Origin of the sequence: Rhizobium sp. 007 (assembly GCF_015353075.1) — a bacterium.
Taxonomy (GTDB): Bacteria; Pseudomonadota; Alphaproteobacteria; order Rhizobiales; family Rhizobiaceae; genus Rhizobium.
On record NZ_CP064187.1, the window covers coordinates 3,574,164 to 3,586,246 of the forward strand.

Annotated in this window: 11 protein-coding genes and 1 tRNA gene; 5 read left to right on the forward strand and 7 right to left on the reverse strand. The window is 58.1% G+C overall.

What is annotated here, in order from left to right:
• Window positions 1-139 precede the first annotated feature (139 nt).
• Together ISN39_RS17530 and ISN39_RS17535 are read left to right on the forward strand one after the other, a co-directional pair.
• On the forward strand, window positions 140-1,378 hold the full coding sequence (locus tag ISN39_RS17530; RefSeq protein ID WP_194728344.1) for a murein L,D-transpeptidase family protein: 1,239 nt from the start codon (window positions 140-142) through the stop codon (window positions 1,376-1,378).
• Window positions 1,379-1,383: 5 nt separating this feature from the next.
• Window positions 1,384-1,608, forward strand: coding sequence for a sulfurtransferase TusA family protein (locus ISN39_RS17535; RefSeq protein WP_039846307.1), 225 nt, complete (start codon window positions 1,384-1,386; stop codon window positions 1,606-1,608).
• Window positions 1,609-1,610: 2 nt separating this feature from the next.
• Here the strand turns inward: ISN39_RS17535 and ISN39_RS17540 are convergent, their stop codons facing one another.
• Window positions 1,611-2,750 (reverse strand): GTP-binding protein, encoded by a 1,140-nt coding sequence (locus ISN39_RS17540; RefSeq protein WP_194728345.1) that lies wholly within the window; start codon window positions 2,748-2,750, stop codon window positions 1,611-1,613.
• Window positions 2,751-2,760: 10 nt separating this feature from the next.
• Window positions 2,761-3,843: a D-alanyl-D-alanine carboxypeptidase family protein gene (locus tag ISN39_RS17545; RefSeq protein WP_246763347.1), complete on the reverse strand. Its 1,083-nt coding sequence runs from the start codon at window positions 3,841-3,843 to the stop codon at window positions 2,761-2,763.
• 172 nt (window positions 3,844-4,015) lie between these two features.
• On the opposite strand from ISN39_RS17545, the gene ISN39_RS17550 reads away from it, so the two are divergent.
• Both ISN39_RS17550 and ISN39_RS17555 read left to right on the forward strand, forming a co-directional pair.
• Window positions 4,016-5,179 carry a M20 aminoacylase family protein gene (locus ISN39_RS17550; protein ID WP_194728347.1) on the forward strand — a complete coding sequence of 388 codons (1,164 nt, stop codon included), beginning with the start codon at window positions 4,016-4,018 and terminating at the stop codon, window positions 5,177-5,179.
• 72 nt (window positions 5,180-5,251) lie between these two features.
• Window positions 5,252-5,328: transfer RNA gene (locus tag ISN39_RS17555), tRNA-Arg, on the forward strand.
• A 36-nt stretch (window positions 5,329-5,364) separates the two neighbouring features.
• Here the strand turns inward: ISN39_RS17555 and ISN39_RS17560 are convergent.
• The 4 genes from ISN39_RS17560 to ISN39_RS17575 all read right to left on the reverse strand — a co-directional run bounded on the left by ISN39_RS17560 (window position 5,365) and on the right by ISN39_RS17575 (window position 11,172).
• Window positions 5,365-6,915 carry a SpoVR family protein gene (locus ISN39_RS17560; RefSeq protein ID WP_194728348.1) on the reverse strand — a complete coding sequence of 517 codons (1,551 nt, stop codon included), beginning with the start codon at window positions 6,913-6,915 and terminating at the stop codon, window positions 5,365-5,367.
• Window positions 6,912-8,189, reverse strand: a complete 1,278-nt coding sequence (locus ISN39_RS17565) for a YeaH/YhbH family protein (RefSeq protein WP_039846312.1) — start codon at window positions 8,187-8,189, stop codon at window positions 6,912-6,914. The genes ISN39_RS17560 and ISN39_RS17565 overlap by 4 nt, the downstream gene beginning before the upstream one ends.
• Before the next feature lie 19 nt (window positions 8,190-8,208).
• Window positions 8,209-10,152 carry a PrkA family serine protein kinase gene (locus ISN39_RS17570; RefSeq protein ID WP_074069869.1) on the reverse strand — a complete coding sequence of 648 codons (1,944 nt, stop codon included), beginning with the start codon at window positions 10,150-10,152 and terminating at the stop codon, window positions 8,209-8,211.
• A gap of 480 nt (window positions 10,153-10,632) precedes the next feature.
• Window positions 10,633-11,172 (reverse strand): DUF992 domain-containing protein, encoded by a 540-nt coding sequence (locus ISN39_RS17575; RefSeq protein ID WP_194730247.1) that lies wholly within the window; start codon window positions 11,170-11,172, stop codon window positions 10,633-10,635.
• Between the two features lie 335 nt (window positions 11,173-11,507).
• Here ISN39_RS17575 and ISN39_RS17580 point away from each other — a divergent pair, with 335 nt between their 5' ends.
• Complete coding sequence (locus ISN39_RS17580; RefSeq protein WP_194728349.1) at window positions 11,508-11,672, forward strand: hypothetical protein; 165 nt, start codon at window positions 11,508-11,510, stop codon at window positions 11,670-11,672.
• Between the two features lie 90 nt (window positions 11,673-11,762).
• Here ISN39_RS17580 and ISN39_RS17585 read toward each other — a convergent pair whose 3' ends face one another.
• Window positions 11,763-12,029, reverse strand: a complete 267-nt coding sequence (locus ISN39_RS17585; protein ID WP_074069871.1) for a BON domain-containing protein — start codon at window positions 12,027-12,029, stop codon at window positions 11,763-11,765.
• Window positions 12,030-12,083: the final 54 nt, after the last annotated feature.

The following is a 12,083-nucleotide window of genomic DNA, read 5'->3' on the forward strand; positions in this document are numbered from 1 at the left end:
ACAGTCGCGCTTGCGGGATATCCTTGGGCAAGTCATAGGCTGGTAAGAAATTGTGAAGTATAAGCCGCCTATGATTCTGGGATCGCCCGGACTCATGGACGCGGATCGGGTCGTATCGATTTAATGGGCTTGTTGGGAAATGCGCATTCGTCATTTTGCCTATGTTTCGCTGATGGCGCTGGCTCTTGCCGGCTGCAACGACGCTTTGGACGTCACCCATACTGATCTGTCGAAGGTCAAGAACAAGGTTGAGCAACCTCTGCCGGCACGTATCCTCGCCGATATGAGAACGAAAGGCATGGACCGCAATTCCCCGATCATGATCCGTATCTTCAAGGAAGAAGGCGCTCTCGAAGTTTGGAAGGCAAAGACGGACAACCGCTTCGACAAGATCGCGGATTACAAGATCTGCGCGTGGTCCGGCCGGCTGGGCCCGAAGGTCAAGACTGGCGACCGGCAGGCGCCGGAGGGCTTCTACAACCTGACACGGGCGAACCTGAACCCGAACTCCAAATATTATCTGGCGATCAACACCGGCTTTCCGAACCGATACGACGTCATCAACGGCCGCACAGGCTCCGACTTGATGATCCACGGCGCATGTTCGTCTTCCGGCTGCTATTCGATGACCGACGAGCAGGTTCTGGAAATCTACGCTTTCGCGCGTGATGCCTTCAAAGGCGGCCAGGCAACCGTTCAGCTGCAGGCTTTTCCCTTCCGCATGACGGCGGAAAACATGTTCAAGCATCGCCTGAACCAGAACTATGACTTCTGGAAGATGCTGAAGGTCGGCTACGACAATTTCGAGGTCACCAAGCGTCCGCCGGAAGTGAATGTCTGCGAGAAGAAATATGTCTTCAACCAGCAGTTAGCGCAGGGCAGCGCCGCCTTCAATCCGGCAGGCCAGTGCCCAGCGATGTCCACGCCTCCAGCGCTAGCGTCAGCACTTGCTGCCTATAACAAAACATACGCGACCGACTTCGCCAGGGCCGAAAGGAAATTCGACGGTATGGCTTGGTACGACCCAACCGAAGCCGAGCGTAAAGCCGTCGTCGCCAAGCAGCGCAAGGGCCGTGAACTCGCTTATGCTCCGACCGGCACGTCGCTGGAGGCAGGCCGCATGGTCAAGGTAGCCGAACTTGAGGAAATGATGTCGAAGCCCGCTGCACCCGCGGCAAATGCGACGGCGACCGCCGCTGCAACACCGGCACCGGCAGCAGCACCTGCTCAGAACAATGCGACGGCTGTTGCAGCGGTTGTACCTGCCAATGTCCCCGTTCCGACGCAGAATCCTCTGGCCTTTGCGCCGGAACCGCCTCCGCAGGAAACGGCAGAAGCCACCAAGAAGCCGTTCTGGAAATTCTGGGCCAGGAACTGAGCGGCTTGGACGCCTTTTCCTATGACCTGCGCGGCCTGAAATGCCCCCTACCCGTGCTGAAGACCCGCCGCAAGCTTTCTTCCATGACAAGCGGCGCGCTGATTCGGGTAGAAACGACCGACCCGCTGGCTGGGATCGACATCCCTCATTTCTGTAAGGAAGACGGCCACGCGTTACTGGAAACGGTGAAAACCGAAACCGGTCACCGTTTCCTGATCCGCAAGCGATAATCTCAGATCTTCAAGCCAGGAATGGCGAGCGGATTGTCGTTGAGAGCCGCGCGATCGGGCGTGTCGATCCGCGGCTTCCCGAGGAATGCATCGAAGAGGTTCTTCACGAAATCCTCCGGCAGATCCTTGGTGATCAGTACCATGCGCGTGCGCCGGTCGACCGGATCCGGCCAGGCCGGGAGGCGCACCGGCGGGTGAAAGATATTCTGCACGCCATGCAGGACCAGAGGCCTCTCCGGCCTGTCCGAAACGGCAACGATGGCCTTCATGCGCAGCAGCTTTTCGCCATGCGCGGAGCGCAACAGGTCGATGAACATCTCGAGCGCCATCGGCTCGATCGGCTTGTCTTCGACAATCGAGAAGGACCGGATCGACGCATCGTGACGGTTCACATCATGGGGATCTTGGTGGTCATGACCATGATGGTGGTGGTGATCGTGGCCATGATGGTGATGGTCATCATGCTCGTCTTCGTCGCGAAGCCAGCGGCTGACGTCGGCGATCTTCGTTGCCGGGTTGTATAGACCGTTTACGAAAATCTCCGCGCTACCGGCGGGCGCGCTGTCAGCATCCATCGGCACCGCGCGCGGATTGAGGTGACGCAGCCGCGCCTCCAGCACCGGCAACAGCTCGGCGGATGCCATCGCCTGCTTCGACACGATGAGGCGATCGGCGACTGCGACTTGCCGGCGCGCCTCCTCATGATTGGTGAGCGTCTGAAGACCATTGACTGCGTCAACGACCGTGACAACGCCGTCGAGCTCAAAATTGGTGGCGATAATCGGGTTGCCCATGATCGCCTGCATGACCGGCGCCGGATCGGCAAGGCCGGTAGTCTCGATCACGACACGTTTCACGGGCTTGACCCGGCCGGTCTGCACCGCATCCATGAGGTTTGCCAGCGTATCGACGAGCTCGCCGCGCACTGTGCAGCAAAGGCAGCCGTCAGAAAGCTCGATGATCGCATCGCCCGAGCTTTCGACGAGCAGATGGTCGATGCCGACATCGCCGAATTCGTTGATGATAACTGCGGCATCCTTCATCGCCGGATCCTTGAGGATGCGGTTCAGCAAGGTTGACTTACCGGCGCCAAGAAAGCCGGTCAGGATCGTGACCGGGATTGTGTCGTGATGACTGCTCATTTTCTTTGCCTTAGAAGGACGTCGGGCGCGGCAGCGGTACCGGCACATTGGCAAGGTCGCCGATTGCCTCGGCCTTTGCCATCTTGTCCGGCTGGACTTCCTGTCCTGGAATGAGGCCGGCAAAGACGTAACGCGGCTCGTGATCCATTTCCTGGATATAGGGCGACTGCACTTTCATGCGGCCGACCTCGTCGCGCGTTTCGCTGCGCACCTTGGCACCCTTTGCGCTGCAGATATCGGCGCTCACGTCGGTGACCTGATCCTGCCCCAGTCCGTAGGGTTTCAACGAACCCAAGGTATCGACTGCGGGAAACTGTGCCGTAAAGCCCTTCTGCAACAGGTTCGCCGTCGCATCCGCACGCGCCGCGAGGCTGTCTGTGCCCAGAACGACTGAAATGATGGTGCGGCCGTTACGGGTCGCCGAACCGATCTGGTTGAAGCCCGACGCGCAGATGAAACCGGTCTTCATGCCGTCCGCACCGGCGAAACGGCCGATCAGCAGATTGATATTCGGCGTGTTGGTCTTGCCGTTGGTAAAGCCTTCAAGAGCGAAATAGCCCGCATATTGCGGGAAGTCACGCCGTAGCGCGACCGTCAGGACTGCGAGATCGCGCGCCGTCGTATATTGGCCCCTGCCTGGCAGGCCGTTCGGATTGACAAAATGCGAATCCGACATGCCGAGCTTTGCTGCATCGGAATTCATGCGCAGGACAAAGGCATCCTGGGTACCAGCGACGGCCTCTGCCACGGCAACCGCGACGTCATTCGCCGACTTGATCATGAGGATCTTCAACGCGCTGTCGAGCGTCAGCTTCTGCCCCGGCTTGTAATACATTTTCGCAGCCGGCTGGGCAGCCGCCTGCTTGCTGATGACGATCGGCGTTTCGAGGCTGATCTCGCCGGCGCGGATTGCATTGAACACCGTATAGGCCGTCATCAGCTTCGTCAGCGATGCCGGGTACCATTTGCGAAAGGCTTCCTCATGCTCCAGCACGCGGCCACTTTGGACATCGACGAGGATATGCGGATTGGCCTGCGCCAGCGGAACCGAGAAGAAAAAAGCGGCGGTAGCGGTGGCTGCGAGTGAAATCAAACGTTTCTGGCGCGTTGACACGGTTCGTCCCTAAGATGTCCGGAAATCTCGAAAGCTTCACCTATTTAGCTTATATGGCCATGACATGGCAAAGGTCATTGAATAAGTTATTTCCGCGGCGCAGCATTGCGCAAGCCGCCGGACAACCCGATTTCGCGACAGGAAGCTACGTATGCCGATTTTGAACAGAGCCGCTGAAATGCAAGCCGAAGTGGCCGAATGGCGCCGCTATATCCACGCCCGGCCGGAGCTTCTTTTCGCGGTCGAAAACACGGCGGCCTTCGTTGCCGGCAAGCTCAGGGAGTTCGGCGTTGACGAAATTGTGACCGGCATCGGCCGCACCGGCGTGGTCGGCCTGATCAAGGGCAAGGGAGAGGGCAGCCGTACGATCGGCCTCCGCGCCGACATGGACGCCCTGCCGCTGACGGAGATCACCGGCAAGCCCTGGGCCTCGACGACGCCCGGAAAGATGCATGCCTGCGGACATGACGGCCACACGGCAATGCTGCTCGGCGCCGCGAAATATCTTGCCGAGACCCGCAACTTCAACGGCAACATCGCCGTAATCTTCCAGCCGGCCGAAGAGGGCGGCGGTGGCGGCAACCTGATGGTCCAGGACGGCATGATGGAGCGCTTCAGTATCGAGGAGGTCTACGGGATGCATAATCTGCCGGGCCTTCCCGTCGGGCAGTTCGCCATCCGCCAAGGCGCGATCATGGCGGCAACGGACGAGTTCACGGTGACGATCAAGGGCCTCGGCGGTCATGCCGCCCAGCCGCACCGGACGATCGACCCGATTGCGATCGGTGCGCAGATCGTCACCAACCTGCAGATGATCGCTTCGCGCAGCGCCGATCCACTGCGTTCTGTCGTCGTCTCGGTTACCAAGTTCAATGCGGGTTTCGCCCACAACGTCATTCCGAATGATGCGCAGATCGCCGGCACGATCCGCACGCTCGACGCCGAAGTCCGTGATCTGGCGGAAACACGCCTGAAGCAGATCATCAACGGCCTAGCCGCTGCCCATGGCGCGCAGGCCGATATCAGTTTCCACCGCAACTATCCCGTCACCGTCAACCATGCCACGGAGACCACCCATGCGATTGCCATCGCCAGCGACATAGCGGGCGCGGCAAACGTCAATTCTGAAATCGATCCGATGATGGGAGGCGAGGATTTCTCCTACATGCTCAACGCCCGTCCCGGCGCTTTCATCTTCATCGGCAACGGCGACGGCGCAGGCCTTCATAATCCGGCCTATGATTTTAACGACGAAGTCATTGCCCACGGCATCTCTTATTGGGTCCGCCTTGCCGAACAGCGTTTGGGCGCGTGAAAATCTATACTCGATAAGAGGCTCAAAAAAGCTTGGCTTCCCGCCAAGCCTTTTGTATGCATGGCACAGAGTGGTCCCGTAGCTCAGCAGGATAGAGCATCAGATTCCTAATCTGGGGGTCGCGCGTTCGAATCGCGCCGGGATCACCAAAACATTCCGAGGAAGCCCTCAATGCGGATAGTGCCTCACTGAAGGGGCTTGCGAGGGCTGGCGGTGTGTTCCTTCACCACTTCATTTGAACTATCGATTTCCTGAAGCAAGACCTCATAGCCCCAAAGATTGGCGAGATGCTGCAGGACGAGCTTCGTATCGGCCTCCTGAAGAAACCAATCGTTCGTGACATTGTGGCGCAAGAGAAGGCGGCGGTCACCGGCAAGATCTACATCGACGATGTCTATTCCCGGGTCGATCCAGCCGATGTCGTATTCGCGGGAAAGCTGACGGCGGATGCGCCGATAGCCGCGTTCGTCGTGGATTGCCGAAACCAGAATTCCTTCTTCCTGCTCAGGGTCGTCGTAAAGATGGAAAAGGCGCAACTGGCGGATCAGGTTGGGGCTCAGGAACTGATTGATGAAACTCTCGTCCCGATAATCGGCCCAGATGTCACGCAGCACGGACATTGCATCGCCTTTTCCGGCAATGTCCGGGAACCACGCCCTGTCCTCTTCCGTCGGTGCCGTCACGATCCGCTCGATATCCTGCATCATTGCAAAACCCAGCGCATAGGGATTGAAGCCCGAGAAACGACGATCGTCGTAGTTGGGCTGGAACACGACATTGGCATGTGATTTCAGGAATTCGAGGAAGTTTCCGTCGCTGATCTGCCCGCGCTCATGAAGCCTGTTCATGATCCGGTAGTGGACGTAGGTGGCCGTTCCCTCGTTCATCACCTTGGTCTGGCGCTGCGGGTGAAAATACTGCGCGACATGGCGGACGATGCGCAAAATCTCACGCTGCCATGGCTGCAGCAATGGCGCTGATTTTTCGAGGAAGTAGAGGATGTTGTCCTGAGGAAGGCCAAGGGCGAGGCGCCGCTTCTCCAGGCCGACATCGGCTGCCGTGCGCTTCTTGCCGGCGGGAACAGTGCGCCAAAGATCGTTGAACACCTGCTCTTCGTGGACGCGGCGCTCCTGCTCCCGCCGCTCCTCGTCACGAAGGTCGACCTTCGTCTTGCCGGCGTGCCGATGCACGCCATGCGACATCAGCGCGTGCGCGGCATCGAGCGTACGCTCGACCTCGACTTCGCCGTAGCGCTCCTCGCAGCGGGCGATGTAGCTCTTGGCGAAATTGAGGTAGTCGAGGATGCCATCGGCATCCGTCCAGAGCTGGAAGAGATAGTTGTTCTTGAAGAAGTGATTATGTCCGAAAGCGGCGTGCGCGATGACCAAGGTCTGCATCGTCGCCGAGTTTTCCTCCATCAGATAGGAGATGCAGGGCGAACTGTTGATGACGATTTCATAGGCAAGGTCGCGCATGCCGCGACGGTAGAAAGCCTCGTGATGGGCGAAATGCTTGCCGAAGGACCAATGGCGATAGAAGAGCGGCATGCCGGTCGATGAGTAGGCATCCAGCATCTGTTCCGAAGTGATGACCTCGATCTGATTTGGGTAGACATCCAGGCCGAGTTCGCCGAGCGCGATCTCCTCGCAGGCGTCGTGAACGCGCTGGAGCGTTGGAAAATCCCAGTCGGCGCCGTTAAACAGCAACCGCTCCTTTGACATCGACGTGGTCGTCATGGCGCAACCTTCGACTGTGCATCGCGTTTCTGGAAGAGATCGTGGAAGACCGGGAATATTTCGTTGCGCCGGCACACCTTGCGCATGGACAGGGGCACCTGTTCGGCACGGATCCCTTCGTAAAGCGTCCAGAGCGGTGAACGGGACACGGAGGAATCGCTGTCTTCCTCGCCGACCTCGATATAGGCGAAATACTGGCAAAGCGGCAAAATCTCATGACGCAGCAGTTGCCCTGTCATGGTGCCGTCCGAATAGGAGTTGTCACCATCGGAAGCCTGGGCGGCATAGATGTTCCACTCTGCCGGATCGAAACGCGCCGCGACAATCGTGCGCATCGCCGCAAGTGCGCTTGATACCAGCGTCCCGCCCGTCGCCGGACCATAGAAGAAGGTTTCCTCGTCGACTTCTTCGGCTTTGTCCGTATGGCGGATGAAGACGATCTCGACCTTCTTGTAGCGCTGCGACAGGAAAAGGTAGAGCAGCAGGTAGAACCGCTTCGCAAGATCCTTCATATGCTCCGACATAGAGCCGGAGACGTCCATCAGGCAGAACATGACGGCCTTCGCCACTGGTTTCGGCTCGCTTTCGAAGCGGCGATAACGCACATCGAGCGGATCGATATAAGGAATGCGCCGGCTTTTTTCCGTCAACGCTTTGAGTTTAGCCTCAAGAGCCAGGCGCTTCTCGTCGTCTTCGCATTCCCCGATCTCGCGCCGAAGTGCCTCCATCTCCTGGATGCGCGGGCGGCGAAGCGCGATCCGTCGCATCATCGCCATCCGCGTCGTGCGGCCGACAGCAATGTTGGACGGTGAACCGGATACCGAATAACCGGCCCGCACAGGGCTTTCTTCCTCGGTTTCCGTCAGCCGCCGCTTGGCGAGATCGGGCAGTTCGAGATCATCAAGAAAGACGTCGAGGAACTCCTCGCGCGTCAGCACGAAGCGGAAACCATCCTCGCCGTCGCCTTCACCTGCCTCCTTCGGCCTGCCACCGCTCCTGCCAGGCGGCCGCGGGATGATGTCCCCCTCAACGAAGGCTCTGTTTCCCGGCAGAATTTGATCGCTGATGCCGCCCTCGCCCCGGCGGAAACCCGGCTCTGTCAGGCCGTCAATCGGCAGGGTGATTTCGCCACCGTCGAGCACGTCCCGAATATTACGGCTTTGCAGAGAACGTTTCACCGCCTGCTGCACGGCGCTTTTCGCGCGCCGAAGAAACCGTTGACGATTTTCCAAGCTTTTACCGCGCGGATTCAGCCGGCGGTCGACAATGTGCATGATAGCTCCCGCGTGAGCGTTAACTTGCCTGCTTAACGCGCATGTACCATTCCACTAGGCGCCGAACCTGTCTTTCGGTGTAGCCGCGCGTGGTCATGCGCGAAACGAATTCACTGTGTTTCTTTTCGGCTTCGCCGTCCTTCTTCGTGCCGAACGAAATAACTGGCAGCAGGTCCTCGACTTGCGAGAACATGCGTTTCTCGATCACCTCCCTGATCTTTTCATAGCTCGTCCAGGACGGGTTTTTCCCGCTGTTGTTTGCCCGCGACCTCAAGCAGAACTTGACGATTTCGTTGCGGAAGTCCTTCGGGTTGGCGATACCCGCCGGCTTTTCAATCTTCGTCAGCTCCTGATTGAGCAGTTCCCGGTCGAGAAGCTGGCCGGTATCCGGATCCTTGAAGTCCACATCCTCGATCCAGGCATCGGCATAGTCCACGTAGCGATCGAAAAGATTCTGTCCGTAATCGGCATAGGATTCCAGATAGGCTTTCTGAATCTCGTTGCCGATGAACTCCGCATAGCGCGGCGCGAGTTCGGCCTTGATGAACTCCATGTAGCGTTTCTCGGTCTCGTCAGGAAACTGCTCGCGGCGGATCGCCTGTTCCAGAACGTACATCAGATGAACCGGATCGGCCCCCACTTCGCTCGTGTGATGATTAAAGGTCGAAGCGAGCACTTTGAAGGCGAAACGTGTCGATATTCCGTCCATTCCCTCGTCAACGCCGCCCGCATCCCGATATTCCTGGACACTACGGGCGCGCGGATCGGTCTCCTTGAGGCTTTCGCCGTCATAGGTGCGCATCTTGGAAAAATATGTCGAGTTTTCATGCTTTCGCAAGCGCGAAAGCACCGAAAAGCGCGCCAGCATTTTAAGCGTCCCCGGTGCACAAGGAGCATCCGCGAGTTCCGACCCTTCGATCAGTTTCTCGTAGATCTTCTGCTCCTCGGTGACCCGGAGGCAATACGGCACCTTGATGACGCAGATGCGGTCGATGAAAGCTTCATTGTTCTTGTTCGCCTTGAAACTCTGCCATTCGGCCTCGTTGGAATGCGCAAGAACAATGCCCGAAAAAGGAATGGCGCCGATATTTTCGGTACCAATGTAATTTCCCTCCTGCGTCGCTGTCAGCAGCGGATGCAGCATCTTGATCGGCGCCTTGAACATCTCGACGAATTCCAGCAGGCCCTGGTTGGCGCGGTTGAGCGCGCCGGAATAGCTGTAGGCGTCCGGATCGTTCTGGGAATAGGTCTCAAGCTTGCGGATATCGACCTTGCCCGCCAGCGAAGAAATATCCTGATTGTTCTCGTCGCCCGGCTCGGTCTTGGCGATCGCGATCTGGCGCAACCGCGAAGGCTGCATTCTGACGACGCGGAATTGGGAAATATCGCCACCGAACTCGTCAAGCCGCTTCAGGCACCAAGGGCTCATTAGCCCGGTCAGCCGCCGCGTCGGAATGCCGTATTCCTCAAGGAGCAGCGACCCCATTGTGGCTGGATCAAAGAGGCTGAGCGGACTTTCAAAGACCGGACTGACCTCCTCGCCCGCCTTTAGCACAAAGATCGGATGGACTTCCATCAACTGCTTTAATCGTTCAGCTAGCGACGACTTGCCGCCGCCGACCGGACCGAGCAGATAAAGAATCTGCTTACGCTCCTCGAGCCCCTGGGCGGCATGTGTGAAGAAGGAAACGATACGCTCGATCGTCTCCTCCATGCCGTAAAAGCCAGCGAAGGCCGGGTAGGTCCGGATCGTCCTGTTCATGAAGACCCGGCCGAGGCGCAGATCCTTGGCGGTGTCCAATACCTCCGGTTCGCCTATCGCCGCAAGGAGACGCTCCGTCGCGTTGGCATAGGCAAGCGGCTCCTGCTTGCAGAGCGACAAGTATTCTGTGATGGACATCTCAGTTTCGCGTCGCGTTTCATAGTTACGCGTAAACGCATCGAACACGGATTCATTCAGCATGGGCCCTCCATTCAAGGTTTATGCCACAGGCTCCCGAAATAGCCGTACCACCGCAATGGAAACAACATTTCGTTGAGAATCAATATGTTTCGTGAATTGATTGGACACCTGTCGGCCGTCTATAGCAATGCACAAAAATGTGCATCCACCGGTCGTTTTGGCTCCAATCAAACTAACTATACTATATCCTAATTCGTAAGGCGCCAGTGCGATATCAGCACATTTGAGGACGTGACATGAAGCCGCAAAGGGCTTCTAATGCCGCTGCTGCTGATTCCCGCGCGCGGAAAATCGAAAGATTCCACGCTTGGCCAGTTGCGCTTACGATTTTGATTTTCCCACGAGCCGGCATAAACAGCGCGGGACCGCGAGCCTTACATGCTCCAGCGGACGCTTTTGCTATATTTGCCGAACCAAACATCAAACTCCTCATCCGAGCTTGGCGCCCCTTCCGACATGACGAAAGGGGCGCGCAACTTGTCAGGCCGGGGTGAGCGTCATCGACGCGCCGGCCGCTGCAATATTGAGACCGAGCTGGCCTGTTACGCTGAGAGGCTGGAGATGGATCGACCCCGCGGTACCACCGACCAAGACATTCGCACCGACACCGGCGCCAAGCGTGGCTTCAGCCACGGCGCCGACATAAAGGCCACCGAGCGACCCGCGATGATAGCCGGCAGTCGGCGCGAAGACGGCCCAAATGAGGCGGCTGCGCGTCGTGAAGCCGAGATCCACACCGAGTTTCCTGATATCACCGGTATAGTGATCGGAAATCTCCTGACCAACACTCGAAGAAAAAACGCAGTCGGCCTCCTTCGCTGAACCCAGCACGTAGCCGAGGCCTCCACCGACATCGCATGTCAGAAGGCCAATCTTGACCCCACCGCGTACGTCCGGCTCCTGGTAGCCGCGTGCGTCTGGCTCTTGGTAGCGCCGGATCGTGTCTGCTGCGTTTGCAGCCGTCACGCAGGCTTGAGCCAGTGACGCTGCGGCAACTATCATCGCAATGGACTTTTTCATCATGGTCTCCTTACTCAAATTATGGTGATGGCATTGGGTTCAGCCGGCGAAGAACAAACTCTGAAACACATAACGTGCGTCATCGAAGAATGATCCAAGCTGTCTCCACCTATCTGCATGTCATGGCGCCGTGCCTTGGTTGCATGTTGCGGACAGCCAACACTGCTCACATCGCAAACGGACATTTCGAAGGCGCAGCCTAAATCGGCCCGGGTCGGCGTCCTTTTCTCCCAACAAGTGGCGGAAAAGCGACAGCGAGCAAATGGCTCCCGATATCGTCATGGGGAACTTTGAAATAGGGCTGGCGTTGAAGGCGAAACAGGGAGTGTTTCGTCATGCGTACAAAGATGACCATTCTGGCGATTGCTTACGTCGCGATCAGTGGCCTGTTGCTCGCAATCGCTTATCAGTCGTCCGGCCCAGTCACCACAGAAAAGACCGACCGCGCTGGCGGCGCAGACGATGGCTCGGTATTCCTTAGCGAGCGCTTTGCCGGCTGAATCAGCTAAAAGCAATGTGGGCCCCGCTTTCCAGCAGTCCAACTGCGGAGTGCCAATCTTTCGTCTTGGTTTATGGTGCTGCGTGTGCATTCAACCAATCAGGATCCGGTTCCGAACAGAACCTACGCCCTGAACGTCTCGCGCGACGGCCGTCGCGCGTTCGATTTCATCGACAGTACCAACCGAGCCGGTGAGTACGATGTCGTCGCCTTCGGCCGTTACTTCGACGTCCGAAGCGTCGATGCCGCCAGCTGTCGCAAGCGCGCCAGCCACTGCCCTTTCAAGCGATGCATGAGCGACCGACACCGCTTCGATTCCAGGCTGCTTCCCGTGGAATGTAGCCTTCTTGAAAACCATGATCGTTCCTCCTTGTTGGATTGCGGAGAAACGCAAAGGCAACCGGCTTTGTTG